Annotated in this window: 27 protein-coding genes and 1 tRNA gene; 6 read left to right on the plus strand and 22 right to left on the minus strand. The window is 69.3% G+C overall.

Going from position 1 to position 25,484, the window contains the following annotated elements; translation table 11 throughout:
• Positions 1 to 65: 65 nt before the first annotated feature.
• A complete protein-coding gene (locus EDF69_RS13055) occupies positions 66 to 278 on the minus strand; it encodes a DUF2945 domain-containing protein (protein WP_132882270.1) in 213 nt (70 codons plus the stop codon).
• Positions 279 to 368: 90 nt separating this feature from the next.
• Here EDF69_RS13055 and EDF69_RS13060 point away from each other — a divergent pair, with 90 nt between their 5' ends.
• Complete coding sequence (locus EDF69_RS13060) at positions 369 to 1,520, plus strand: glycosyltransferase family 4 protein (protein ID WP_132882269.1); 1,152 nt, start codon at positions 369 to 371, stop codon at positions 1,518 to 1,520.
• Positions 1,521 to 1,541: 21 nt separating this feature from the next.
• Here EDF69_RS13060 and EDF69_RS13065 read toward each other — a convergent pair whose 3' ends face one another.
• Positions 1,542 to 1,871: a DUF2218 domain-containing protein gene (locus EDF69_RS13065; RefSeq protein ID WP_132882268.1), complete on the minus strand. Its 330-nt coding sequence runs from the start codon at positions 1,869 to 1,871 to the stop codon at positions 1,542 to 1,544.
• Entirely contained in the window at positions 1,868 to 2,503 is a 636-nt protein-coding gene (locus EDF69_RS13070) for a PadR family transcriptional regulator (RefSeq protein ID WP_125960951.1), read from the minus strand. The genes EDF69_RS13065 and EDF69_RS13070 overlap by 4 nt, the downstream gene beginning before the upstream one ends.
• Before the next feature lie 109 nt (positions 2,504 to 2,612).
• Between EDF69_RS13070 and EDF69_RS13075 the strand changes: the two genes are divergently transcribed.
• From EDF69_RS13075 to EDF69_RS13090, 4 genes are all read left to right on the plus strand, one after another.
• Entirely contained in the window at positions 2,613 to 3,941 is a 1,329-nt protein-coding gene (locus tag EDF69_RS13075; protein WP_132882267.1) for a replication-associated recombination protein A, read from the plus strand.
• Positions 3,896 to 4,801, plus strand: a complete 906-nt coding sequence (locus EDF69_RS13080) for a hypothetical protein (protein ID WP_339538767.1) — start codon at positions 3,896 to 3,898, stop codon at positions 4,799 to 4,801. The genes EDF69_RS13075 and EDF69_RS13080 overlap by 46 nt, the downstream gene beginning before the upstream one ends.
• 17 nt (positions 4,802 to 4,818) lie before the next feature.
• A tRNA-Thr gene (locus EDF69_RS13085) sits at positions 4,819 to 4,894 on the plus strand.
• 137 nt (positions 4,895 to 5,031) lie between these two features.
• Complete coding sequence (locus EDF69_RS13090) at positions 5,032 to 5,928, plus strand: hypothetical protein (protein WP_132882266.1); 897 nt, start codon at positions 5,032 to 5,034, stop codon at positions 5,926 to 5,928.
• Between the two features lie 186 nt (positions 5,929 to 6,114).
• Here EDF69_RS13090 and EDF69_RS13095 read toward each other — a convergent pair whose 3' ends face one another.
• Entirely contained in the window at positions 6,115 to 7,317 is a 1,203-nt protein-coding gene (locus EDF69_RS13095) for a tyrosine-type recombinase/integrase (RefSeq protein WP_132882265.1), read from the minus strand.
• Positions 7,318 to 7,373: 56 nt separating this feature from the next.
• On the opposite strand from EDF69_RS13095, the gene EDF69_RS13100 reads away from it, so the two are divergent.
• Positions 7,374 to 7,601, plus strand: coding sequence for a hypothetical protein (locus tag EDF69_RS13100; protein ID WP_132882264.1), 228 nt, complete (start codon positions 7,374 to 7,376; stop codon positions 7,599 to 7,601).
• A 150-nt stretch (positions 7,602 to 7,751) separates the two neighbouring features.
• Here the strand turns inward: EDF69_RS13100 and EDF69_RS13105 are convergent, their stop codons facing one another.
• From EDF69_RS13105 to EDF69_RS13190, 18 genes are all read right to left on the minus strand, one after another.
• The gene (locus tag EDF69_RS13105) at positions 7,752 to 8,549 is read right to left on the minus strand and encodes a DNA adenine methylase (RefSeq protein WP_132882263.1); all 798 of its coding nucleotides are present in this window, start codon (positions 8,547 to 8,549) and stop codon (positions 7,752 to 7,754) included.
• Between the two features lie 378 nt (positions 8,550 to 8,927).
• Complete coding sequence (locus EDF69_RS13110) at positions 8,928 to 9,095, minus strand: hypothetical protein (protein ID WP_165889969.1); 168 nt, start codon at positions 9,093 to 9,095, stop codon at positions 8,928 to 8,930.
• A 55-nt stretch (positions 9,096 to 9,150) separates the two neighbouring features.
• Positions 9,151 to 9,606, minus strand: a complete 456-nt coding sequence (locus tag EDF69_RS13115; RefSeq protein WP_132882262.1) for a hypothetical protein — start codon at positions 9,604 to 9,606, stop codon at positions 9,151 to 9,153.
• The gene (locus EDF69_RS13120; protein WP_132882261.1) at positions 9,603 to 10,169 is read right to left on the minus strand and encodes a lysozyme; all 567 of its coding nucleotides are present in this window, start codon (positions 10,167 to 10,169) and stop codon (positions 9,603 to 9,605) included. Before EDF69_RS13120 ends, EDF69_RS13115 begins: the two co-directional genes overlap by 4 nt.
• Positions 10,159 to 10,401, minus strand: a complete 243-nt coding sequence (locus EDF69_RS13125) for a DUF7940 domain-containing protein (RefSeq protein WP_132882260.1) — start codon at positions 10,399 to 10,401, stop codon at positions 10,159 to 10,161. Before EDF69_RS13125 ends, EDF69_RS13120 begins: the two co-directional genes overlap by 11 nt.
• Positions 10,402 to 10,439: 38 nt before the next feature.
• Positions 10,440 to 10,592, minus strand: coding sequence for a hypothetical protein (locus EDF69_RS13130; RefSeq protein WP_165889968.1), 153 nt, complete (start codon positions 10,590 to 10,592; stop codon positions 10,440 to 10,442).
• Positions 10,592 to 10,858, minus strand: coding sequence for a hypothetical protein (locus EDF69_RS13135; RefSeq protein WP_132882259.1), 267 nt, complete (start codon positions 10,856 to 10,858; stop codon positions 10,592 to 10,594). The genes EDF69_RS13130 and EDF69_RS13135 overlap by 1 nt, the downstream gene beginning before the upstream one ends.
• 63 nt (positions 10,859 to 10,921) lie before the next feature.
• Positions 10,922 to 11,206, minus strand: a complete 285-nt coding sequence (locus tag EDF69_RS13140; RefSeq protein WP_132882258.1) for a hypothetical protein — start codon at positions 11,204 to 11,206, stop codon at positions 10,922 to 10,924.
• Between the two features lie 29 nt (positions 11,207 to 11,235).
• Positions 11,236 to 18,834, minus strand: a complete 7,599-nt coding sequence (locus tag EDF69_RS13145) for a hypothetical protein (RefSeq protein WP_132882257.1) — start codon at positions 18,832 to 18,834, stop codon at positions 11,236 to 11,238.
• 3 nt (positions 18,835 to 18,837) lie between these two features.
• The gene (locus EDF69_RS13150; protein WP_132882256.1) at positions 18,838 to 19,260 is read right to left on the minus strand and encodes a DUF6950 family protein; all 423 of its coding nucleotides are present in this window, start codon (positions 19,258 to 19,260) and stop codon (positions 18,838 to 18,840) included.
• A 10-nt stretch (positions 19,261 to 19,270) separates the two neighbouring features.
• The gene (locus tag EDF69_RS13155) at positions 19,271 to 19,864 is read right to left on the minus strand and encodes a hypothetical protein (protein WP_132882255.1); all 594 of its coding nucleotides are present in this window, start codon (positions 19,862 to 19,864) and stop codon (positions 19,271 to 19,273) included.
• On the minus strand, positions 19,861 to 20,427 hold the full coding sequence (locus tag EDF69_RS13160) for a hypothetical protein (protein ID WP_132882254.1): 567 nt from the start codon (positions 20,425 to 20,427) through the stop codon (positions 19,861 to 19,863). The genes EDF69_RS13155 and EDF69_RS13160 overlap by 4 nt, the downstream gene beginning before the upstream one ends.
• A gap of 23 nt (positions 20,428 to 20,450) precedes the next feature.
• Positions 20,451 to 23,522 carry a hypothetical protein gene (locus EDF69_RS13165; RefSeq protein WP_132882253.1) on the minus strand — a complete coding sequence of 1,024 codons (3,072 nt, stop codon included), beginning with the start codon at positions 23,520 to 23,522 and terminating at the stop codon, positions 20,451 to 20,453.
• A gap of 15 nt (positions 23,523 to 23,537) precedes the next feature.
• On the minus strand, positions 23,538 to 23,750 hold the full coding sequence (locus tag EDF69_RS13170) for a phage tail assembly chaperone (protein ID WP_339538482.1): 213 nt from the start codon (positions 23,748 to 23,750) through the stop codon (positions 23,538 to 23,540).
• A complete protein-coding gene (locus tag EDF69_RS13175; protein WP_132882251.1) occupies positions 23,681 to 24,052 on the minus strand; it encodes a hypothetical protein in 372 nt (123 codons plus the stop codon). The genes EDF69_RS13170 and EDF69_RS13175 overlap by 70 nt, the downstream gene beginning before the upstream one ends.
• Positions 24,049 to 24,477, minus strand: a complete 429-nt coding sequence (locus tag EDF69_RS13180; RefSeq protein ID WP_132882250.1) for a phage tail tube protein — start codon at positions 24,475 to 24,477, stop codon at positions 24,049 to 24,051. Before EDF69_RS13180 ends, EDF69_RS13175 begins: the two co-directional genes overlap by 4 nt.
• Positions 24,478 to 24,496: 19 nt before the next feature.
• On the minus strand, positions 24,497 to 24,937 hold the full coding sequence (locus EDF69_RS13185; protein ID WP_132882249.1) for a DUF3168 domain-containing protein: 441 nt from the start codon (positions 24,935 to 24,937) through the stop codon (positions 24,497 to 24,499).
• Entirely contained in the window at positions 24,934 to 25,404 is a 471-nt protein-coding gene (locus EDF69_RS13190; RefSeq protein WP_132882248.1) for a hypothetical protein, read from the minus strand. The genes EDF69_RS13185 and EDF69_RS13190 overlap by 4 nt, the downstream gene beginning before the upstream one ends.
• Positions 25,405 to 25,484 lie beyond the last annotated feature (80 nt).

Here is a 25,484-nt window from a genome sequence, read left to right on the forward strand (position 1 = left end):
CAGCCACTAGCACGCGCAGAACGAAAGGGGAATATCGCGTGGCGGGCCGCCGCCTGCCACCTCGGTCAGTGCAGCTCGGAACCTTCCTTCAGCACCTTGCCGCCGTCTTCCTGGACGATGAGGTAGGCCGGGTTTTCCTTGCTGCCGTTGCGGACGATCTTGCTTCCCTTGATCGTGCGCTGGACCCGCCGCTCGAACTTCTCCTCGACTTTGCCCTCGGCCGTTCCCTTGCCCCAGCTCCAGCTGACCTTGTCGCCCTTGGAGTAGCTGTTTGCCATCGCCTGTCTCCGTCTGTCCGGGAGCAAGCGCTGTGGGCGGCGAATCGTTCCGGTGGCGCGCGGGGGCATGCGGGGCTATGGGCCGCCTCCATGCAGCCGTCCGACCTTCGTGTCGCCCTTTTCAGTGGCAACTACAATTACGTGCGCGATGGCGCGAACCATGCGCTGAACCTGCTTGCCGGCCATCTGCTCGCGCACGGCGTGACGTTGCGCGTCTATTCCCCGACCGCGGCAACCGCAGCCTTCGAGCCGACCGGCGAGTTGGTGAGCGTGCCTTCGGTCGGCCTGCCGGGTGGGCGCGGCGAATACCGGCTCGGTCTGGGCCTGCCTTCCTCGATCCGCCGGGATCTTGCCGACTTCCGGCCCAACATCGTCCATGTCTCGGCGCCCGATGTCCTGGGTCACCGCGCCGTCAGCTGGGCACGGGGCCACGACGTCGCCTGCCTGGCTTCGCTTCACACGCGGTTCGAAACCTATGCCAGCTATTACGGGATGGGATTTCTGGAGCCGATCTTCACGACCTTGTCGCGCCGTTTCTACAACCGGTCCGATCAGGTGATGGTGCCCACGCCCTCGATCGAGGCGCTGATCCGCGGCTGGGGCGTGACGAAACCGATCGGGCTTTGGGGTCGCGGCGTCGACCACGATCGCTTCCACCCCGGCGCACGCAGCCCGGAATGGCGCCGAGAGCTGGGCATCGCCGATGATGAGGTGGCGATCGGCTTTCTCGGTCGGCTGGTGCTGGAAAAGGGGCTCGACATCTTTGCCGATGTGGTGGCGCTGCTGCGCGACCGCGGCGTGCGGCACAAGGTGCTGGTGATCGGCGAAGGACCCGCGCGCGACTGGTTTGCCGAGCGCGTTCCCGACGCCGCCTTTGCCGGCTTCCAGCGCGGCGATGCACTGGGCCGGGCGGTCGCCTCCATGGACGTGCTGTTCAACCCGAGCGTCACGGAGACCTGGGGGCAGGTCACGTCCGAAGCGATGGCGGCCGGAGTGCCGGTGGTCGCAGCCCGCGCGACCGGCGCGGTGGACCTGATCGACGACGGCGTGACCGGCGTGCTGGTGCCGCCGCGCGACGTCACCGCCTATGCCGACGCATTCCAGCGGATCATCCGCGATGCGGAGCTGCGAAGCGCGATGGGCGCTGCTGGTCATGCCAAGGCGCAGCGCTATCGCTGGGATACTGCGAACCAGGCGGTGCTCGACGCCTATCTTCAGATGCTGCAACGGCGCGGGCACTGATCCAGCGCCCGCGCCGCCGGATCAGGCAGCCTGCCAGTCGAAGGCCAGCGGCGCCTCGCGAAAGGCGAAGCGGTCGAGGTGCGACGCAAGGACCTGCTTGAGCGCGTCCAACTGCTCCGCGGAACTCGCATCGATCCGCACGGTCAACGTCGCCTTGCCGGCTTCGAACGAAGCGCGCCCGTCTGCTGGGAAGTTCGCTCCGCGCGCATTGTGCGGGAACACCACGGTGCCCCTTTCGGGGGTGAACTCCACCTGCAGATTGTGGCTCCAGTGCTTGCAGAGCTGCTGGAGATAGCGGCTGCCGGATGCGGTCGGCACCTCGGCCACCGCGCTGAACGCGCCGGCGCTCATGCGAGACGCTCGATGCGCTGGGCGGCTTCGTCCAGGATGGCGGCCACTTCGTGCAGCGTCTCGGGCGGCACCTCCTCTCCGGCCAGTCGCTGACCCAGCACGGTGCGCAGGTTGCCCATCGCGCGCTTGACCGGGCCGCCGCTGGTGCGTGCCGTCATCGTGCCGACCTGCGCCAAGCGTCCGAGCAGCGCCTCGACCTGCTCGCGCTGCTCGTCGAGATGCGCAACGCCTGCCTCGGTGATCGCATAAGCCTTGCGCCCGGCCGCTTCCGCCTGTTCCTCGATCAGCGCCATGTCGGCGAGAAGGGTGAGGGTCGGATACACGACGCCCGGGCTCGGGGCGTAGACGCCGCCGGTGCGCTCCTTGATCTCCCGGATCAGGTCATAGCCGTGACGCGGCTGCTGCTCGATGAGTGCGAGCAGGACCAGCCGCAGATCGCCGCCGTCGAAGAGGCGACGGCGGCCGCCACGACCGCCCCGCCCCTCCGCCTCATGGTCCCAGCCGCCGAAGCCGCCGCCGAAGGGACCGCCGCCCCAGGGGCCGGCGAAGCGACGGCTATCAGGCCGCTCGCCCGAGCCGCAGCCGCCGCGACCGTCATGGTGGCGGCGGGAATGATGATGCATGCCGAACATGGAAGCTCCTGTGTAAGTTCGATAGGGCAAAGATATATCTTAGGTTGGTTTGCGCAAGAGGTCGCCGCACAAGGCTGCGTATTTTCCCGCCGACCCCTATATCGGCGACATGGCCGACCTTTTTGCCGCCTTCGATCCGCCTGCCCCCGCCGAGGTGCCCACCACGGGTCCGCTCGCCGATCGGCTGCGTCCACGCCGCCTGGAGGAGGTGGTGGGCCAGTCGCACCTGACCGGCCCCGAAGGCGCGATCGGCCGGATGGTCGCAGCCGGCAAACTCTCGTCCATGGTACTGTGGGGGCCGCCGGGAACCGGCAAGACGACGATCGCGAGGCTCCTTGCGGACGCAGTCGGGCTGCGCTTCGCATCGATCTCGGCGGTGTTCTCCGGGGTCGCCGACTTGAAGAAGGTGTTCGCCGAGGCTCGGGATCATGGCCGGCTCGGCCGCCGCACGCTGTTGTTCGTGGACGAGATCCACCGGTTCAACCGCGCGCAGCAGGACGGCTTCCTGCCCTATGTCGAGGACGGCACGGTGACGCTGGTCGGCGCGACCACCGAGAACCCGTCGTTCGAACTCAACGCGGCGCTCGTTTCCCGCGCGCAAGTGCTGATCCTGCGACGGCTCGACGCAGAGGCATTGGAGACGCTGCTCACCCGCGCCGAGGAGGCCGAGGGCCGCCCGCTCCCGCTCGACGCAGACGCGCGGGCGGCGTTGGTCGCCAGCGCCGATGGTGATGGCCGCTTCCTGCTCAACCAGGCGGAGACGCTCTTCTCCATCCAGCTCGACGCGCCGCTGGACCCCGCCAGCCTTTCCGCGCTGCTCCAGCGGCGGATGGCGGTCTATGACAAGGATCGCGAGGGGCACTACAACCTCATCTCCGCGCTCCATAAGTCGCTGCGCGGATCGGATCCCCAGGCGGCGCTCTACTATCTCGCGCGGATGCTGACCGCGGGCGAGGAACCGCTCTACGTGCTGCGGCGGATCACGCGCTTCGCCAGCGAGGACATTGGCCTCGCCGACCCGCAGGCGCTGGTGCAGTGCCTCGCCGCCAAGGACGCGTACGACTTCCTCGGTTCGCCCGAGGGGGAACTCGCGATCGTGCAGGCGTGCCTCTATTGCGCGACCGCGCCCAAGTCGAACGCCGCCTACAAGGCGCAGAAGGCGGCGTGGCGATCGGCGAAGGAGACCGGCTCGCTGATGCCGCCGCACAACATCCTCAATGCCCCCACCAAGCTGATGAAGGAGATCGGCTATGGCGACGGTTATGCCTATGACCACGACAGCGACGACGGCTTCTCCGGCGCGAACTACTGGCCGGAGGAATTTCCGCCGCAGCACTTCTATGCCCCGACCGAGCGCGGCTTCGAGAAACGGCTGAGCGAGCGCATGGCGTGGTGGGACGCGCGGCGCCACGGCCGCAACCCGGACGCGGCAAGCTGACGGTCCCCGAGCACTTCACCCGCTTCGCCGCGATCGACTGGTCCGGCGCAAAGGGACACCGTCACAAGGGGATCGCGGTCGCGCTCTGCGAGACAGGCAGCGCCGCGCCCGAACTGGTGGCGCCGCCTCGCGGCATCTGGTCCCGCACGGACGTCCTCCACTGGCTGAACGCGCAGGCGGACACGCCGTTGCTGGTCGGGTTCGACTTCAGCTTCGCGCCGCCGTGGATCGAGCGGGGCGCCTATCTGCCGGGCGAGCCGACGCCTTCGACGGCGCGCGCGTTCTGGGCCTATGTCGACGCCGACTGCCCCGACCCGGATCTGGGCGCCGCTTCGTTCCTGGAGCGGCGGCGCGGCAGCCACTTCTATCTCGGCGCACAAGACGGGGCGAAGGCGCAGTTCCTGCACTACCGTCGGTGCGAAGCGGCTTATAACGCGAGCGGGATCGGCCGGGCCTCCACCCTCTATGACGCGATCGGTGCGGCCCAGGTCGCCAAGGCGAGCTTCGCGGGCATGCGATTGCTCCACCATCTGGGCTCTCATATCCCGATCTGGCCGTTCGACCCGCCGCCGGCGCACGGCGCACTGGTGGTCGAGATCTACACCACGGTCGCAGCGCGTGCGGCGGGCCTGCGCAAGGGGCTGAGCAAGCTGCGGGACCCCCACGCTCTCGACGCGGCGCTGGAGGCGCTCGGCAGCGGCCGGCACACGCCGCTCGACCGATATGACGACCATGCCACGGACGCGATCATGGCCGCGGCCTGGCTTAGGCGGATCGCCCGGGCACCCGAACTGTGGCAGCCCGCGGCGCTCACCCCCACAATTCGGCGAAGCGAAGGCTGGACCTTCGGCGTTCTCTGACGCAAGGGGGGCGCAACGCCGGTTTAGCTCAGCTGGTAGAGCAGCGGTTTTGTAAACCGAAGGTCGCGGGTTCGATTCCTGCAACCGGCACCAGCTTTTCCGCGGGTTTCAGATACTTCTGACCCGCGGAGAACGCGCAAAACGCGCACCTCGCTGCGGTTCGCAGCGTCACACGAGTCGGCACAGTCTGTTCCCCAGCCGTTCCGGCTGGCTCGCGCTCGCGCGCCTCCTTGATCGACATCCAGGGCTTTGGTCCCTGCCCGCGCCTCGGCGCGCTCCGTCCTCGCAAGCGCGCGGCTGACGACCCCGTTTCAGCCGGCGCTTTCGTGCGCCCATCGACTTCCCATTCGGGAGCCGAAACGATGTCGTTTACCCGCTCGACAGAGGCCGCCCTCACGGCCCGTCAGACCCGCCAGCTCACCAAGAAGTTCACTGCCCAGCTCACCGAGCGCGAGCGCGGCGCCGATCGTGCCGTTCGCCGGCACAGCTACGACGTCGACGACAGCCGTGCGCAGGTGTTCCGTCCAATCGGCGACGGCACCAAGCGCGGGGCAATGGGCTGGATCGACTGCCTCCTGCAGGTCGCGCGTGAGTACGACGATCAGCACCGAGACGACGGCGGCAAACGCCCACTCGGATGGACAGGCTTGGCAGTACTCGAGGTACTGCTCGGCCGACGCGGGCGCCGCCGGATCCCGATCGACTTCAAGACAGGGCGGCTCGATCCAGCGATCGACACGATCGCAGAGGCGACCGGTCTGGTCCGCGTCACCGTCGTGCGGGCCCTTGCCCGCCTCAAAGCGACGGGCTTCCTCCAATGGGTCCGGCGCTCACGGCGTACCGGAAACGACGGCCTCTTCGCTCCGCAGCGCAAGCAGACCAGCAACGCCTACTTCTTCGACCTCGGACAGCTGCCGAAGAACGTGCTGCAGCGCTTCCGCGACCTGCTGGGTCGAAAGCAGCGCGCGCAAGCTGCAGCTACCGACCGCGCGGTGGAGTCGCCGACAGAGGCGCCCGCCAACCACGCTGAACCTCAAGACAGCGGACTTCGCGCAGCAATCCGCTCCCTCTCTTGTAGCCTGAGCGCGAGTACACCTAGTTCACCCGCTATCCCGGTTCAGGGGTAAGGATGAAAGGAATGACCTCGCTAGGGCGAGGTCATGCTCCAGTAAGCTGCTCCCCCAGGCCGAAATGGCCCGCCCTACCCGCCCGACCGCCAAGACCCGGCTGTCGGAGCGTGGCGGCTTGCGCCGCCCCGGGGCTCGGCGAGGGGGAGGAGCACGAGCCGTGCCACTCTCTCCCCCGGCGTCGCGTCAGCGGCGCCCTTCCTCCCGGGTGAGGAGATCCGCCCAGGCATCGAACAGGACGCGACGTCGCTCCAGGTGCTGGGCTCGGTTGTACGCCGCCTCGACCTTGTCCTTTGCCGCATGCGCCAGCGCGCGATCGATCGCGTCACGTTCCTCGCGGAACCGCTCGTTGAGGATGGTTGAAAAGCTGGCTCGCCACCCGTGCGGCACGTGGCGGCCCGCGAACGACGTGCGCGCATAGAGCGCGCCGATCGCCGCCTCGCCGATCGGCCGGCCGGCGCTACGGCCGGGAAATACCAGCTCGTCCGCCCCGGGGAGGGCGCGCGCAGCGCGCAGGACCTCCACTGCGCCCGGGCTGAGCGGCACCAGGTGGTCGTTGCGCGGGTCGGTCTTCTTCGCGGCCGCCAGCTTCATGCGTGCCGCCGGCACCCGCCAGAGCGGCGCCGGCCCGTCGAGGTCCTCGAACTCGTCCCAGCGGGCGCCGCGCACCGCCGCGAGGCGAACAGCGGTCAGCGCCAGGAATCGAGACGCGAGTTTCACCGCCGGCGCCGCGTCGACCAGCTCGGCCGCGGCGAGCAGCGCGCGCACGTCGTCCAGCTCGAGCAACGCCGGCTGCTGCCCGCGCTGCCCAGGCGCCTGCATGGCGCGGCCGATCACGGCCGCGGGATCATGCTCGCACCAGCCCTCCGACTGCGCGAAGGCGAATATCATCGAGACGCGCTGGCGCAGCCGGCGGGCGGTCTCGCGCGCGCCGCGCGCTTCGACGATGCGCAGCGCGTTCAGCACCACCGGCGGGGTGATCGCCGCGAGCGGCATGGTGCCGATCGCGGGGAACACGTCGCGCTCCAGGCTCGCCAGCACGTCGCCGGCGTGCACCGGCGTCCAGCGCGGCGCCTGGTGCGCGTGCCAGGCGCGGCCGGCCGCCTCGAACGTCGCCGGCTTCTCGGCGCCGGCCGACGTCGGCGTGCGCGGATCCTCGCCGCGGCCGAGCTGCTCGCGCGCCAGGTCGCGCCGCTCCCGCGCTTCGGCGAGCGACACCTCCGGCCAGGTGCCAAAGGTCAGCAGCTGCTCCTTGCCGCCGATTCGGAACTTCAGCCGAAACGACTTCGTGCCCGTCGGCGCGACGTGCAGAAATAGCCCCTGCCCGTCTGTCATCTTGTACGGGCGCGCGTCGGGGCGCGCGGCCTTGATGGTCGCGTTGGTCAGCATTCGAACCTCGGTTATGCTAGTGCCGAGCACAGGTGCTCGGACGGGGGGAGCTAATGGTGGGTACGGATATCGACGCGCACTTGGTGGGCTATGCGCAGGGGCTGCTGCAGGATGGCGTACGCGTCTGGGTTGCCCGACTGGGCATCAAGGAGAACTTGCGAATCCACGGCATCCACATCGCTGATGACACAAAGGCCGTTTTCTTGGAGCTGGACGGCGGCCATCGCATGATGATGGCGCCCGGTCAGCTGGGGTCTATTTTCGCAGATGCACCCGGCCGCTAGCACACGCACGGCAGCCCGCTTTCTGCTCGAAAGCACGAACTCGTCGTATCTGCGGCGGACAATCCCTCCGCCGCGGCGATCGGCAGGCGGCGGTTTTCCGCGGCCTTCAGGCGGTCGGCCGGGGTGCGATACCCCGGCCAATACCCCCGATCAGAAGTTGCGAACGATCAGCTCGGTGACCTTCTTGGCGCCGGCGCGGCTGGCGGTGCCGATCGTCCAGGTCGTGTCGACGTCCTCGACGTTGAAGCGGGCGAACACGTCGCGGCTGCCCTCGGTGGCGTTGATCGACAGGATGAACTTGCCGGCGATGCCGGCGAGCTGGTCGGCCAGCTGGGCGAAGTCGTCGCGACCGAAGGCGTCGGCGCCATAGTCGCCCTCGCTGCCCCAATAGGGCGGATCGAGGTAGAACAGCGTGTTGGCGCCGTCATAGCGCCGGATCAGATCTGCATAGGGCAGCTGCTCGACCACGACGCGCTCGAGGCGGGCGTGCAGCACCGCCAAGTCCGCGCGGACGCGGCCGGCGTCAAACCGGGTGCCGGCATCGCGCGAAACACCGAACCCGCGGCCGACCACCTTCCCACCGAATGCCAGGCGCTGCAGGTAGAGGAAGCGCGCTGCGCGCTCGATGTCGGTCAGCGTGGTGGGGTCGACGCGCTTCAGCCGCTCGAACTCCTCGCGGCACGCCGGCATCCACTGCAGCTCGTCGACGAGCGGCTGGTAGTGGCGCTTCGCGATGCGGAACAGGTTGGCGACGTCGCTCGACAGGTCGTTGATCACCTCGGCAGTCGGCCGGCTCGATCGGCGCAGGAAGATCCCGCCCATGCCGACGAAAGGCTCCGCATAGGTGCGGTGCGGCGTCGCATCGATGATGGCGCACAGGCGCTTCGCCAGGTTGCGCTTGCCGCCGATGTAGGGCGCAGGGGTACGGATCGCGGTGGTCGCGCTCATGCAGTCGGTTGTCCTTCAGGGAAGAAGCACGTCGGCTACGCGCGCTGAGTGGCCGCCGGCCGAGAATGGCCGTCGGTGCCCGCGCCGATCGGCGCGAGAGGGGGCGAGTTTGCGAAATTGCGCAAACTGGCGATCTGGAATGTGGGTGGCTTCAGGGAATACGCTGGCTGGAGCGCCATGCGGCCTCACCCGGGTCCGGTACCGGGTGGTTAGCCGCGCAGAGTAGGCACTGCGCCCCGCGTATTCCCCGAAGGTCTTCTATTTCGCAGGCCACCCGGCGAACCGGTCAGCCTACTTCCGCGCGCGCGGGCCCCACTTAACGGCTAAGTTCCGAGGGGCGGCGCTCATATGACACGGCGGCAGATAGTGGTCGAGGTGCTACTCGCGCGGGCAGTTCGCCGGCGCAACGCCGGTCTGCCAGATCGCCTCGAGGCACTGGCGTTCGGTACGCCCTGCCACGATCCGGGTGTTGAGCCGGGCGACGGCGGCGGCCGCTTCGGCCAGGCGCTCGACCAGCTCGGCGAAGATGCCCTTGTCGATCGTCATCAGCTCGCCGGTCGGCGCGGCCGAAAGCGGCTTCAGCGTCTCGGTCTTCTGCAGCTCAGCGGACTGCGGCGGGATCCTCGCCCGCTCGGTTCGCTCGAGCGATGGACGCGTTGAGGGCGTCGCGCACGCCGTCGACAGGAGCGGCAGGCAGATCAGCGCCACCAGGCGCAGGCGGAACGGTATCGATCGCATTGCGGATCTCCTCGATCGTGGAGTGGAGCTGGGCGTCGGTGAGCGCCTCGGCCCGGGCGGTGCGCGCATCGATGGCGCGCGCGACGTCGACGGCGGTGCGTTCGTCCCCGCGGGCTTCGGTGAGGACCTGGTTGCGCTTCTCGGCGCCGGCCGCGCGCACCTGGTCGCCGCCGGCGGCGCGGCCGCTGCCGTAGATCCACGCGATCGCGGCCGCGGTGACGCCGGCGATCGCCAGCACGACCAGCGCCCAGGCGACCAGCTTCGCCGCCCGCGCGGGCACGCCGGCGCGGATCGCGAGCTTGGCGAGCTGCCCGATCATGCGACACCCTGCAGGCAGAGCGCGCGCTCGCGGCCGCGGCGGAGCGTCAGGCCGCGCACGACCTTCAGCGGCCGCCCGGCCTTGTTCCAGAGGGTGAAGGCATCGCAGGCCTCGGCCCAGCGCCGGGCGCGGAAGCGCTTGGCCGCCGTGGATCCACAGAAGCCGTTGGTGCCGATGTTGTAGGCGAGCGAGATCGCGGCCGCGCGCTGGCGATCGCGGCCGGCGTCCCAAAGCTGCGGCACGCACGCCTTCACCGCCAGCGCGTGCGTAGACAGCGCCTGGTCGAGCAGCTGCGCGCACTGCGCCTCGGTGTAGGTCTGCCCGAGCTTCACGCCGCGCGTGATCCCGTCGCAGGCGGTCGCGATGCCGGCGAGATCGAGATACGCCTTCAGGTACTGCGGCCCGGCGACGTGCCGCACCGTTGCCTCGCCCGCCGGCGTGATGGTCACCTCGACCTTGCGGCCGCTCTCGTCGGCCGGGACGTTGGTCAGCAGCAGCGAGGCGGCGATCGCGCCGACGATCGCGACCAGGCCGCCCTTCTTCGCGGTGGTCTTACTCGCCATCGGCTTCCTCCTGGGGAATGACGCGGACGACCAGGACGACGGCGAACAGCGCCGCGCCGATCGCGCGCTCGAGGTTGTCGGGAAGCCGCTCGCGGATCTCCGCCGGCAGGTTGGCCCAGAGCGCAAGCGCCTGGTCGGGAAAGGCAGTCAGCAGCGCGAACAGCAGCGAGCCGAGCGCGGACACGCGCACGGACCACCAGCGCCGCGCCTGGCGCCAGTCGATGGTCTTCATGATGATCTCCGGAGAAGGCGGCAGCCGGCCGCCGGCGGTCAGATGCGCGGGGAGGTCGCGATCGCGAACGGTGCCAGCGCGATCGGCGCGGTCCGGGTGCGCAGGCTGCGGCGCAGGCCGCGCGCGATCGGCGCGGCCGAGACGGTGAATTGCAGGGCGGTGCCGATCAGCACCAGGGTGGTTGCGTCCATCACCGCTGCATCTCCTTTGCCGCCTTCATCATCTCGAGCGTCGTCTCGATCCGGATGGTCCGGCCGTCGATCTTCGTCAGGACGTCGCCCTTTGCCGCATCGGACCGCTCAAGCGATTCGATCCGCCGGGTGTTGTCCTCGAGCTGCTTGTCGCGGCCGCCGTCGGCGCGCAGTGCGCCGCTGATCACGAAGGCCGCGCTCACAAGCGCGCAGACGATGCCGATCCCGTCTTTCCAGCTCGGCTTCGCGCTGGGTGCGTCGGTCATGCCGGCAGCCGATCGGCTGCCCGGGTGAGCATCTTCATAGGTTCCTCCCCGCCCGGGTGTGGCTTAGCCGACCGCCGAGCGCAGCCGGGACAGGAAGCCCGGCAGCGGGACGATGTGCAGCGAGAGTTCGCTGTCGAGCTTGTAGACCGGCGCGAGCCGCTCCAGCTCGCCCAGGAGCCACGTGTACCGCGGGTCGGTGGTGACCACCTTCAGCTCTGCCAGGAACGCTGCGCGCTCGGCAGCCTTCGCGTCCGCCTGCGCCTGGTCGTATGCGATCGCGGCCGCCATCGCTGCGTCGCGCTCTTCCTGGGTGGTCACGACGTAGGTCGGCTTGGGTTCTTCGGCCATGCTTCTTCTCCGAATTGCATTGCGGGGGATTATTCCTCGGTCTCGACGATCGAGAGGTTCTGGCCGATGCCGTCCTGGGTCGGGCTGCCCGAGGGGCCGGGACCGAAGCTGGTGGACACCAGCTCGGCGACATATTCGACCTGCGTGCCGCCCGAGCTGTCCGTGACCGTGAGGGAGCCGCCGAGGCTCTCTTCATACGTCGCCGGGTTGGCTTGCCCGCCGTAGCTGCTGCGCCGCCAGGACCCGGTGGCCGTGAACCGGCCGATCTCCGTCGTGCCGCGCAGCAGCCGGACGACGGCGCTGGAGGAGCCCGTCCCGGCAGTCTGGACGGAATTCTGTTGGGCCTGGCGGGTGTAGGAATAGCTGACCACCACCTTACGCGGGCGGCCGCCGCTCTCGATCTGTCCGGTCGACACCCTGCTGCCCGAGGTCTGGACCGCGTTTTTGCGCACGCCGGCGCTCAGCGACCCGCCGAAGTAAGCGCTGCCATCGGTCTTCAGGTAGAAGGTGGCGTTCGCCTCGGTGCAGTTGGCAAGGCTGCTCTGCACCGGCCCGAACCACTCGATGAACTGGTTGTTCGATCCGAAGCCCGTTCCCGAGACCTTCATCACGCTGCCGTTGTTGAAGGTGACGCGGCCCGACGTGAGATCGAAGGTGGTGACGCCATTCACCGAACGGAGGGAACCCGCATCGATGTCGTTGGCCGACAGCTTGCCGTTCACCCGCACCTGGCCGTCCCGCACCTCGAGCGCGCGAGCGTTGCCCAGGTAGATCGCGTCCGCCGCCAGCTCGATCGCGGAGGCCCGCACGCCAGGCGAGCTTTCCGCGTACATCGTCAGGCGGGCGGCCGAGGTGCCCGCCTGGACCGTGTTCTGGAGATAGGCAGCGGTCTTGCCCTCCAGCGTCGCGATCGCGCTGGCCTGCTGGCTGACGGAGGCGATCTGGGACGCGGTGATGTCCCGGGTGCTCCCGGGTTGGTACGCGTTCCACTCGGTCTGACCCTCGCGCGCCTGCCCGAAATAGGCACGCCAGAGGAAGAGCCAGCTATCGGTCTCGTTGGCGAAGGTGTTGAACTTGCGGATCTGCAACCGGGCAGTGGCGGCGCCGGGCGGCGCCTTGACCGCCTTCACGCCGATCTTCGCGTACCCGCTCGGCAGACGGCCGCCCCAGATCGTCGACGTCGTGCGGTCCGAATAGGTGACGCCCTTGATATCGCCGTCCACCCCGAACCACTCGACCAGCACCTCGACGGGGCAGCGGTGCGCGCCGAGCTCCATGTAGAACTGGAACCACTCGCCCTCGTAGACGGGGATTGCCGCGCCCCACGATCCCCACACGCTATCCCCGGAGGTGCGACCGGTCTGCTGGACCGACTTCACCGTCTGCCCGGGAATGAACCACTCGGCCTGCGTGTTGAACCCGATCGAGCTGATGTTCGGGTTGCCGGTCGTATAGTCGACCCAACCGGCCGAGTTGTTGAGCCACTCGCTGTTTACGGCGAAGTTGCCGCCGCGGACGCCGTACTGCGCCGAAAGCGTCGCGCTGGATTGCGCGGCCGCTGCGCGGTCGCTCGCGATCGACGCCTGCGACGTGGCGGTGCTGGCACTTGCCGCGGCGCTGTCGGCGCTGCCCTTCGCGTTGCCGGCGTGGGTGGCGGCGGTGCTTGCGCTGGTAGAGGCGGCATTCGCCGAGCCGGCTGCACCGCTGGCGCTGCTGGCCGCCGACGACTGCGCCGCCTCCGCCCTGCCCTGCGCCGTCTCGGCGGCCGTCTTCGACGTGCTCGCGGCCGTCGCCGACTGCGCCGCCTCGCTCGCCTTCGTCGAAGCCGTGTTCGCGCTGGTCGCCGCCGCGCTGGCGCTCCCGGCTGCCGAAAGCTCGGCCGTCGCGTCCTCGAACGCATAGGAGGCGATCTGGACGATCGGCGACCCGCCGAACCGCCGCATGTACGGGCGCACATAGGCAGCGGTGGGGTAGGACGCGAGCAGGTCGTCGCAGGAGACCGAGCGCGCGTAGCTGACCCAAGCGTCGTCTGCCGACCGGCTGAACTGGTTCTGCGTCGTTTCGGTCAGGAGCGCGCCCGTGCCGTCGTAGACACACCAACCGGGCCGGACCAGGCCGCCTTCGGCCGTCGCCAGGTACCGCATGTCCATCGTCGCGCGGTACGTGCGCCCGGCGATCACCGGCAGGAACCCCTTCGGCGAGATCCGCCAGGAGCCCTGGAACTGCGCCACCCGCCCCTTGCTCGCGAGGTTCACGAACTGCCAGCTCGCCGGCAGATCGGTGGGCGCGAAGCTGCTGCTGCCGGTCCAGTACTTGCCGTCGTCGACGAACGCCTTCGGGAGCGTCGCGGCTGCACCGGCGACCGCGGCCGCTGCGGACGTTGACGCGACGCCGGCCTGGGAGGTTGCGGTGTTCGCGGCGCCGGTGGCGGTGGTGGCGCTGGTCGCCGCGTTGTCCTGGTACGTCTTGGCGTTGCCGGCCGCCGTCTCGGCCGCGGTCTTCGCGCTCGAGGCGGACGATGCGCTGGTACCGGCGGCGCTGGCGCTGGTGGCAGCACTGCTGGCGGAGTCCGCTGCGGCCGCTGCCTTCTCGCCCGCGGCGGTCGCGCTCTGCGCTGCGGCGCCGGCGCTCGTCGCCGCCGAGTTCTTCGATCCGGCTGCGTCACTGGCGGCGCTCGAGGCATTGGTCGCGCTGGTCGACGCGTTGCCGGCCGACGTCGCGGCCGACGTCGCGGATGCCGACGCGGCGCTCGCGCTCTGGCCTGCGGCGTCCGCCTTCGACGTAGCGGTGCTGGCCGAGCCGGCTGCAGCGCTCGCGCTCGAGGCGGCGGCCTCGCGGGCGGTCACGTCCTTGATCGCGATGTTTGCGATCACGGTGACGGTGTCGCTGCTGGCGAGCCGGTTCGCCAGGAACGAGATCCGCAGCCACTTCGCGTCCGGATAGTCGTCGCAGTTGACGATCGTCGTCAACGTCTGCGGATCGCTGCTGGTGGTACCCGGAAAACCGATGATCTGGGTGCGGCTGCCCGGTGCGGCGGAATAGTCGCCCAGCAGCGCGCTCACGTTGTAGCGGGCAGTGAAAGCGGCGACGAAATTGCTGACCCGCTGCCGGATGCTCAGCTCGTACTTGCGCCCGGGGATGCACGGCACGACGCCCTTGTGGCTGATCAGCCGGCTGCCGCCAGTGATGCTGATCGCCGGGCCGAACACCGGATCGTTGACCTTCGCCGCATAGCTCGCGGTGGTGATGGTCGCCTGCGCGGCCGGCGCTCCGGTCCCGCCGTTCGTGAACATCGTCTCGTCGGCGGTGCTGTCCGGCAGCAGGGCGACGGCGGCCGCGATCGCGGTGCCCGAGGCGGTGGTAGCGACGCCGGCCTGCGTCGTCGCCGTCGACGCCGATCCTGCCGCCCCGCTCGCGCTGTTGGACGCGTTGGTCGCATAGGTCTGCGCCTGGCCGCGCGCCGTCTCCGCCGCGGTCTTGGCGCTGTCGGCCGCCGAAGCGCTGGTGCCCGCCGCATTGGCGCTCGTCGCAGCGTTCGAGGCGCTTCCTGCGGCTGCCGTCGCCGAGTTGGCGGCGGCCGACGCCTTGTCGCCGGCGGTGGTGGCAGCGGAGCCGGCAGTGACGGCCGACGACTGCGCCGCCGACGCGCTCTGCCCTGCAGCGTCCGCCTTGGTACCGGCGGTCGAGGCGGACGTCGCCGCGGCCGTTGCGGAGTTTGCCGCCGCCGTTGCGCGATCGTCGGCGCTCGTTGCGGAAGAGGCCGCATTCACCGCCGACGTCTGAGCGGCCGACGCACTCTGCCCCGCTTCCGTCGCCTTCGTGGTGGCGGTCGAGGCGGAACCGGCCGCGGCGGTCGCAGCAGTCTCGGCCGCCAGCTGCGCCGTGGCATCCTGGAAGGCGAAGGAAGCGACCTGGACGGTCGGTGCCTGGGAGAAGCGGCGGGCGACCGGTCGCACATACGCGGCGCCCGGATAGGCGGCGACCAGGTCCTCGGCGCTGATCGTGCGGACGATCGTGCGCCAGGCGTCGAGATCCATGACGAACTGCGACGACAGCAGCTCGCCCAGGAGGGCGCCGGCGGCGTCGTAGACCAGCCACGAAACGCGCGCGGTGCCGCTCGGGCTCGAGGAGAGATAGCGCAGTTCGATCGCCTGGCGGTAGCTCCGCCCGGCCGCGATCGGCATTACACCCTTGGGGGCGAGGTACCAGCTGCCGGTGTACTGCGCGACGCGCCCCTTCCCCTCCGCAGTCACGAACTGCCAGTTCTGGTTGAGCGGCGTGGGTGCGAAGCTGCTGTCGCCCGTCCAGTAGCTGCCGTCGTCGCCGAACCCGATCGGGAAGGTGCTGGCGGCCGACGCCAGCGCGGCGTTGGCCGAGGTCGACGCGACGCCGGCCTGCATCGATGCGGTGCCGGCGCTGGTGGCGGCGTCGCTCGCGCTCGAGGAGGCGTTCGAGGCGTAGGTCTGCGCCTGGCTGCGCGCGGTTTCGGCCGCCGTTTGTGCCGTCTGCGCGGCCGACGCCTTCTGGCCCGCATCGTTGGCGCTGGTGGCAGCCGTCGACGCCGAGGTCGCCGCAGCGGTCGCGGACTTCTCCGCGGCGGCCTGCGAGGTCACGTCCTCGATGCGGAGCACGGCGAGCTGCATCGTCGCGCCGCTGTTCGCGGTGCCCGCGCTGTTCAGCGCGATGATCGGGCGGAAATAGGCAGCCGAGCCCAGATCGGCGGAGGTGACGGTCTGGGTGTATTCCACCCAGCCCGCAGAAACCTTGTCGCCGATGCCCGTGCGCAGCGCCCAGGCGGTGGTGCCGTCGTACCCGCCGCCGGCGGAATGGCGGACGAAGCCGATGTAGCAACCGTTGGAGCCGGTCGCATCGACGGTCGTGCGGAAGCGCGCCGTGAGCTTGAAGGTGCGGCCGACGCCGGTCGGCAGCCAACCGCGCGGCGTGATGATGACGCGATCGCGCGCGACCTCGAGGACCTGGCCCTCGCCGGCCGCGTTGACCACCGTCCCGATCGCGAGCGCCGGCAGCGTGTCGGGGCTGCCATTCGTGGCGCCGAGGCCGAAGAACTCCCGGTTCGCAGGCCGATCGGGAAGCGTGGGCGCCTTGTTGACCGTCGCGGTCGCGGCGCCGGCGCTGTTGGCCGATACGGTTGCCGAAGAAGCGGCCGACGATGCGGAGCCTGCAGCGTTGGTCTCGCTGGCCGCCGCGTTCGACGCGCTGGTCGCCGCTTTGCCCTGGGCCGTCTCGGCGCCGGTACGCGCGGTCTGTGCGGCCGTTGCCTGCTGCCCTGCCTCGGTCGCCTTCGTCGACGCGGTGCTGGCGCTGCCGGCGGCGGCCGTGGCGCTGTCGCCGGCGTTCTTCGCGCTCGACGCAGCGGCGGTGGCCGACGTCGACGAAGCGGAAGCGCTGTCGGCCGCATTTTTCGCCTGCTGGGAAGCGGTCGTCGCCGAACCGCCCGCGGCCTTCGCCTGGGCGATCGCGTCACTCTGCGCCGTCTCCGCGGCCGTTTGAGCAGCTGCTGCAGCGCGGGTCGCGGCCTGGGCGTCGGAAGCCGACGCGGCCGCCTGTCCCTTTGCCGTTTCCGCAGCCGTTTTGGCCGCCTCGGCTGCACCCTTTGCCGTTTCGGCAGCGCCCTTCGCGGTGACGGCGGCCGACGCGCTATCGCTGGCGGTCTTGGCGTAACCGAGCGCAAGCGTGGATGCGCCTTGCGCGGCAGTCTTGGCGTCGGCCGCGTCGGCTGCGGCCTTCTCGCTGTTCGACTGCGCCAGCGCTGCCGCGTCCCGGGCCGCCTCGGCGGCGTCCCGTGCTGCCTTGGTACCTTCCGTGTCGTCGGTGATCGCGCGATCGATCTCCGCGACCTTCTGCTGAACGTCGGTGACGCGGGTGACCAGTTCCTCGGCCGGCACGCCGCCAACGGGGGTGCCGACCGGTGCACCGACGGTGGCATTGTCCTCCGGCTTGGTGCCGTTCGGATCGGCCACGGCCTCCCAAATCGCCGTGTTGGCCGCGTCGTTGATGGCAAGGATCAGCGGGTTCTTCGAACCATCATAGACGATCGCCTCGGCCGCCTGCACCGGCGCCGCATCGTCGCGGTCCCAGTTGTAGATTGAGGCATGCTCGGCCGACAGCGTCATCACGCACGTGCCGCCCTGCCCCAGCTCCTGCGCAGCCACGCGGAACAGCACGCGCTTGAAGCCCAGCGGGGCGAAGGTGAACGGCACCACCGACCCGACCGGATATTTCCAGGCGCGAATGTCGAACGGCGCGGTGAACTCGCGCAGGTACTGCCGGCGCTGCAGCGTCTGCTTTGCGATCCGCTGTGCCTGGCTGGCGCTTTCGACGGCGCCGAGGTCCAGCGTCAGAATGCGGTCCATCCCGTCGGCGCTGGCGATCCGCACCTCCGGATAGTCGATCAGCTGGTACAGCGAGCTGGTGCTCGCATCGACGTAGCGGCCGCGCACGACGTTCGGCGTTGCGTCCAGGGCTGGGTCCGGATCCCACGTGAAGGCGCCGACCACGTCGTCGTCGCTCAGCCCATCGTCGATCGCGGCGTCCGCCAGGTCGTTGTGGGCGATCGACAGCGCCAGCTTGCCGCCGGTGTCGCGGAACCGGCCGCAGCAGGCCGCACACAGTAGGTCGAGCGTCGTCTTGGGATCGTCGCCCTCAGAGACGACGGCTGCGCCGTGGAAGCGCGGCTCCTGCCCGCCGGCGGAGCGGTTCACCAGCTCGTCGGCGAGGTTCGCCGCGACGATGAAGCTCTGCAGATCGATCCGGCGCGCAGGGATGCCCGAGCCGGTGGCCAGGCGCATTTCGCCCGTCACCGGGTTGCGGATCCGCCAGCCCAGCAGCACGCGCAGGATCTGCAGCGGCAGGTTCTCACCGATCACCGCGCCGTCGTCGGCACGGTAGCGCCAGGTCGACTGATCGTCGGCGCGCATGGGGCCGTTGCCGCCCGGCACCGTCGAATCCCGGCGCGGGTCGTAGAGCTTGGCGCCGCGGCCGATCACGGTGATGCGGCTCGGGATACCGCCGGAGAAAGGGCTCTCGGCCTTCTTGGAGTTGCCCGTGACCTTGAAGCGGAAGCGCGAGTAGGCGCAGCCGGTCAGACGCGTGGATCCGTTCCACTTGCCGCTGCCGAAGCTGAAGGCGTTCGCCGGCGAGCCTTCCAGCACCACGTTGGACAGCCAGAAGTAGTTCCGGAACTTGGAGGTGACGCCGGTCGTCGCGGACCACGCCAGCTCGGTGTCGAACCAGATTTCCTCGAGCCCGTCGATCGCGTGGCTCGCGTGAGCGACGATCCAGTCGCAATAGTCCTGGTCCTTGCCGGACCATTCCTCATAGCGGACATCGATCGGCATCGCCGTCTGGCCCAGCACCGACTTGCGGAAGGCGCGCGGGTCGATGCTGGCGGTCAGGCGCTCCGTCTGCGACGCCGGAACCTTCGGCCCCTTCTGCAGCAGGCTCGAGGCCATGCTCAGGCCGCTGGCGGTCAGCAGCAGGGTGCTCGTGGAGACGCCGGCGATCGTCAGCGTGCCGGCAAGGCCGCCCAGCGCCACGGCACCGACGCCGGTTGCGGCCAGGGCGAGCGCGCCGAGCCCGATCGCGGCGATCTTGAGGGCTTTTGCCATCGCTTAGAACCCGAACTGGACGCGCCAGGCGCGCGGCTCGACCCAGCGCGCACGCTCGATCCGGATCAGGCCTTCTCGATCGCCCTCGCGGCCGACGGCCACCAGGAACGCACCCATGCAGATCCCGAGCAGCCCCGACGACATCACGACGTCGCCGCGCTGGGCGAACGCCGGCTCGATCGCCTCGAACTTGGCATCAAGCGTCGCCGCAAGCGTGCCGCGGCCGAAGCGACGCAGCGCCCGCGCGGAGCCGATCGCCGTCGAGTAGCGGCCGCGGAATTCCGGCATGGGATCGACGTCGGTCATCGCGGCGACGGCGCCGGCACTGAAGGTGCAGCAGTCGTGCTCGCCCCAGGCGAACGGGCGCGCGCGTAGCGGCTCGAGATACGCGGCAAGCCGCGTCTCCCAATCGGGTTTCCGGTACATGGTCGCTCCGTCAGGTTCGGCGGCGGGAAGCGCCGTTGGCGATTGCGATCGCGAGCTCGGCCGAGCGGTCACCCGGGTCGAAAAGCTGCTGGTCGAGATAGGTGCGGTTCGACGCCTGGCCGAAGAAGGCGAGGTACGTCTCGACTTCCAGGTTGATCGTCTGGTTCTGCCGATCGCCCTGGATATGCGGCACCGACATATAGCCGGTGAAGTAGGACCACAGCGTGCCGATCTGCGTCAGGTTCTGCGGATCGAGCATCGCACGCCACAGGCGGCAATCGCGGCCCGCATAGTTCGCCCGATCGCCGATGTCGGTCATCAGCTCGTCGTCGACGCTGGTCAGCCCCGAAAGCTGCAGCGTGAGCGTGTCGGAACCGCCTTCCCGCGCCTTCACCGGGCCGACAGATACGAAGCGCGGATCCAGGGCCTCGAAGGTGAAACCGTCCAGGTCCTCGTCGCCGGTGCCGCTGAAGGTGAAGCTGTAGGGTGCGTTGGTCACGCGGATCGGGCCCGATGCGAGATCCAGGAACGCAAAGGTCACCGGCCGGCGCACGTCGGCCGCCAGCGCCGCCTGCGCGGCGGCGTCAGGACGGTTGTCGATCAAAACGCTTCCTCGCACGCGAAGGTGATGTCGTACTGCTGGCCGATGTCGACGGCCCATCCGTTCTTCGGGTCCGACATCGAGACCACGGCATAAGGCCGGCGAACGGCCACCGGCTCGTTATCCAGCGGAATGACCCGCAGGTACGGCTTGAAGCGGAGCGTCGCCTTGCCGTTCGCGTCGGCGACGACGTCCGACATCAGGATCAGCAGCTGCTCGCCGACGGTGGCGAACTGGCCGCGACGCAGCTTCAGCCCCGCCGAGCCCCAGCCCTTGGTGTGAAGCTCGTGCCCTTGCTGCCCGGCGCCGTCGACCGTGATCTTCAGATCGCCGCCGATCTGGTCGCGCTCGCACGCGGAGAGTGGGAATTTGTTGGCGACCCCGTCGAGGTCGACCACGAACGCCCGCCAATCGAGCACGCGCCCTTCACCGACGATCTTCGGCAGCGTGACGCTGGCGTACAGCCGGGGGGCGGCCGACAGCAGCGTCACCCGGCGCTTGGACGTGAATTCCCCGCGGTTGACCTGCGCGGGCTGATCGATCTGCCAGTCGATCTTCTTCGGCACCGGCCAGGAGGGCATCGGGATCATCATCCGCCAAATCCTCCCGGTAGATCCGGCCGCGCGAGGCGCCGGCGCGTGCGGGCCTCGGCGCCAGCCATGATCGGCTCGGCCGTCGCCGCGACGGTGCGCAACGACACGCTTTCCATCCTGGCGTCGAACTCTGGCCCGGCCTTCACCGTCACGTTGGCGTCGAGCTGCATCCGGCCGGGCCCGGTCGGGCGCGTGACCGACTGCGGCGTGACCGAACTGAAATCCGCCATGCGGGGCACGGACGAGCCGATCATCCCGCCCGTGGCGAGGCCGGGGATCCGGCCCTTGTTCATCGCGTCGATGATCGGCCAGTACCGCCGGGTTGCCTCGGCGGTGACCACCGACTCCCCGTTCGACACCAGGAGCGGATCGCGGCCGTCGATCAGCGCGAAGATGCTGTCCGACGTCCCGGTGCCCGGGCCCGAGATCTTGCCGCCGCCGGCGCGCTTCTGGATCTTCCCGCCGGTCTTCAGGCCGAAGAAGCCCCCGCCGATCGTGCCCACGATCGCCTTCTGGATGGCGATGCGCGCCAGGTCAGCGATCACGCTGGATGCGAATTCGCCATAGGCACCCTTCATCTTGAGCAGGTTCGCAATCTCACGCGAGCCGGCGTCTTCCAGGGCGCCGAAACCACGAACCGCAACGCCTTCCAGCGCAGTGCTCATGTCGTCGGTGGTTTCCTTCAGGTGCGCGCGGTACTGATCGAGCGGCCCTGCGAAGTCGCGATCGAGCTGGTCGCGCAGGAGCGGCTCCTCCGCATCGATCTGCTCCAGGTCGCGAGCACCATCGACCCGCGTCTGCAGGTCCGTGCTCGCGGTCTTGCGCCGAGCCGCGTCCCGACGCTGCTGCAGTTCGATCTCCAGCATCTCGGTCGCGATGCGACGGCGTTCCGCCAGGGTGGTGGCGAACTGTCCCTGAAGATCCAGGAGGGAGCGCTGCCGGTCCTGCTCGGCCCGGCTTGCTTCGAGCGCCTGGTCGAGCAGGTCCTGCCGCTTCTTCTCCTTGCGCTTTTCGTCCTCGCGGTAGGCCACGATCTCGCGCGCCAGGAGCGTCTGCGCATTCAGCGTCTTCAGCTTCTCCGCTTCGGCGACTTCCAGCTTGCCGGCTTTCACCTGGGCGTCGATCGCCTGGTCGCGCTGGACCTTTGCCGCCTGCAGCTGCTCGATCTGGATCTCGACGCGCTGCTCGGCGCCGGCGGCCAGCGCCACCTGCGCCTGGTAGAAGTCGTCCTGCGCCGATCGCAGCTGGTTGGCATAGGCCTGCTGCCGGCTCGCCTCCGCCTGCTCTTTGCGGATCCGGTCCTGGTCGATCGCATCCTGCCCGCGCTGCGTCTTCGAGAATGCGACGTGGAAGTGGTCGTTGTGATCTTTGTCGCCCGGGCCGAGCAGCTCCTTGATGTCGACGCCCTGCGCCTCGAGGAAGCTGCGGATCTCCTGCTTGCTGACCGCGCCCATTCCGCCGCGCGGCACCCAATCGAGTGCCTGGCCCCGGTAGTGGAAGCTGTTCTTGGTGTGCTTGCCGCCGGTGGTGGAGGTGACGGTGCCCCCGAACTGCTCCTGCAGCATCTTGCCCACCTCAGCGGGCGTGAGCGAGCCGCTCGAGGCGGCGCGGGCAGCGGACTGCCGCTTCCGCTCCGCTGCGGTGTCGGCGTCGTACTTGGTCTGCAGCGCGAGCTGCTTGCGCGTCAGCTCGTTGGTGAGCGCCTGCTGCTTGTTCAGGTCGGTCTTCGCCGCGACGATCTTCTGCGTGTACTCGAGCTGCAGCTTCTCTTTCGCGTCGGCGAAGTCGCGATCGAGCCGGTTCTGTGGCGAGGCCAGAGCTTTGACGTCGGCGGCCGACTGCTCGACGGCCAGGCCTGCGCGGCTTTTAGCCAGGGCCCGCTCGGCCGCGGCAATCCCCCTGTCGATCTTGTCCAGCTCGGCCCTGAACCGATCGTACTGCGCCTGGGCATAGGAGAGCGTCGCAAGCCCCTGCCCAGGGCCACCGCGCTTTGCAGCCTCCAGGTTCGCCTGGGCGGCAGCCACCTTCTCCGCTGCTGGCGCGCGCTTATCGCGGAGAGCGTCCAGGTCCTTGTTGGCGCGGGCGTTCAGCCGCTCGGCATTGGTGCGCAGCGAGTCGTTCTGGCGATCGACCTCTTCCGTCAGCTTGCGGACGTCGTCGATGATGCCGGCCTCGGTCTTGGCGAATACCTTCTTCGCCTCGTCCGCCAGTGCCGATGCCGCAGCGTTCTCCTTGAGCTGCTCCACCTCGTTCTTGAGCGCATCACCGCCCTCGAGCAGTTTGGAGACGAGGGGCGTCAGCACCACGAGCGCGGAGGCGATCGCCATGCCCCACGGGCCGCCCAGGAAGCCGATCAGGCCCTTGGACTCGCCTGCCATCAGGCCGATCGCCTGGGTGACCTGCCCGATCTGCTGCGCGAAGATGACGGCCAGCGGCGTGTTCATCGACCATTGCGTCGCGACGTCGCCCAGCTGGTAGCTCAGCTGCTGCATGCCGGCGCGCGCCTGGCCGGACATCTTCGTGATGTTCTCGCCTGCGGGCACCAGCGCGCCCATTCGGCCCTCGACCGCGGTCAGCGTGTTCGCCTGGTTGCGAAGCGCGATCGCGTAGTCCGTGGTCTCCTTCTCGGCCGCCATCGCCGCGGCCGCGTACTGGACCAGGACAGCGTTGGTGCCGCCCTGGGCAACCGCCTCCGCTCGGGCTGCTTCGGCGACCACTCGGACCGCGGCCGCGCGCTGTTCCGCCGCCAGGGCCGCATCGCGAGCTGCCTTGGCGTTGACGATCAGCAGCGCGTCGCTGCCGTTGCCCGCGCCGGCGACCTGCTCGGCATTGCGCCGGATCTCGCGAAACGCCGCGTTGTAGCTTTGCGTCATCTGCTTGGCGCCGTCGCCAGCGCCAGCGCTGCCGATCTCGCGCAGTGCCTTCTCGACGGCGTCGAGCTGCTTCTCCGCGTCGCCCTTGAACTCGACCAGGGCCGAGCTGCCGGACTTGAGGATCGCCTTGAGCGGATCGACGGAGCCCGAGACCTGCAGGAACAGGTCTCGGCGCGCGCTGCTGCGTGCGGCCATAAGCGCCTCCGTCGTTTAGATCCGCGACTGTGCCTTCACGGCTTCCTGTCGCGCTTCGATCAGCGCCCACCACTCGTGGGGCGTCGATCGCCAGAATTGCTCGGGCGACCACCCGAAGGTGTCCGCCGCGAGCCCCATGAGACGGCGGTAGGGGAAGCTCAGCTCCCCGCTACCGCCTTCGCTTCCCCCGATGCCTTGCGCCCACCCGACGCTGCGTCTGCGAGGCACATGGTGAGGCGAGCCGTCACCAGGGTAGCGCCCTGTTCGTAGATCAGCTCAGCGAGCCGCTCCGGATCGACAGCCTTGGTCGCATGGTCGCCCTCGTCGGCGCCGGCGCGGATGAACTCGCACGCGACGATGCCCAGCTGCTCGAGGGTGAGCTGGTAGCGGTTGGCCAGCTGCACCAGGATCATGAGGGGTTCGGTTTTGCTCTCGATCGCCTTGACCGCTTCGAAAGACGGCCGCAGCCGGTACTTCACCCCGGCGAGGTCGAGCTGGTGCTCGCCCCGCTCGGAATTTGCGGCGGTCATGCGGTGGGAGCGGCGGCCGACAGGTTGTCGACCGTGGGCGCCGCAGCATTGGCCAGGTCCATCGAATAGGTCGCGGGACCGTCCTTGGGGAAGCTCGCCGAAAAGTTGCCGATGGCGATCAGGCCCTGGAACTTGATAACGGTGCCCCGCTTGATCTGCACCTCGATCTCGGGCGGCGAAAGCTTCGAAGCCGCCTCCAAAGCGGTAAAGCCGGCGTCAGGCAGCTTCAGGTTGCCGGCGACCTTGATGGCGATTTTCTGCTGACCGTAGGTCGTGGCACCGTAGATGCCGCTGTCCTTGTCGCTCTGGTCCTGCTCCGCGCTCGATCGCGTCCATTCGAGCGACGTTTCGCCGCCGACCGGCGCATATGCATTCGCGCCCGTCTTGACGTTGATGCGCCAGTCCTTGCCCTGCTCGTTTGCCATTGGTGCTCCTTCTGCCGGCTCAGGCCGGCTCTGCGTTGACTTCGAATTCTTGGATGCCGGCGTAGGTGATGCCGTCGCGGGCGGAGGGGCTGGACGCACCGCCCACCCAGTCGATCGAGCCGAAGTGGACGCCGGCGATCGTCGGGACCTGGTCCTCGAGCGCGACGCGGACCCGATGCATCAGCGTGTGGAGCTTCGAGCGCTGCGTGCCGCGGTAGATGATCACCACCTGCACGGTGAACCGCTCGGCCTGCTCGCCCTTCCCGCCGTCGTTGGCGACATCGATGTCGCCGATCAGCACGAACTGCCGCTCGGTCGTGTCGCGTGGATCCAGCTGCGGGGTTTCGGTGGTCACCTCGACGGTGTCGCTGCCGATCGCCGCGTCCAGGAGCGCGAACACGCCATCCGACGTGGCCGAGAGAAGGTCGACGGCGGCGGGAAGGTCGACGACGTCGCTCATTGCTTGCTCCCCGCCCGCGCAAGCGCCTGGCTCCAGAATTCGGACAGGTGCAGCTCGGCGGCTTCCTGAAGCAGCGGTTGCGCGATGTAGGGTCGCGCAGCCGTCGCCTTCACGCGCATCTTGTAGGGGCTGCCGATCGGCGTCCCCTTGTTGGGACCGCGGCGGCGCAGGCGGTCGCTGCTGCCGCCGTACACGATCTTCCGTTCGCTGGTTTTGCCGTTGCCAGTGGCACGCCGCTTCTTGACCCGGCGCGTGACCACCACCGTCTGGCCGTCCCTCCCTTGTTCGATGAGGCGGGCAACCAGGCCATCCAGCTTGCGTGTTCCGCGGGACTTGCCGAGCGCGCCGACCTGCAGCTTCAGCTTGTTGAAGAGCACCCGTAGCGACAGCGAGGCCTCGGTCGCTCCGGTATCCTTCGCCACGTCGATCTTCTGTGCCGCGAGGATCTCGCGACCCAGCATCCCCATTTCGACGGCGAGCTCGTCGTGCGCGGCCGCCGGCAATCCATCGAACAGAGCCTGCGCCTCGATCAGCCCTTCGACGCGGG

It is taken from the genome of Sphingomonas sp. JUb134 (assembly GCF_004341505.2).
GTDB lineage: Bacteria > Pseudomonadota > Alphaproteobacteria > Sphingomonadales > Sphingomonadaceae > Sphingomonas.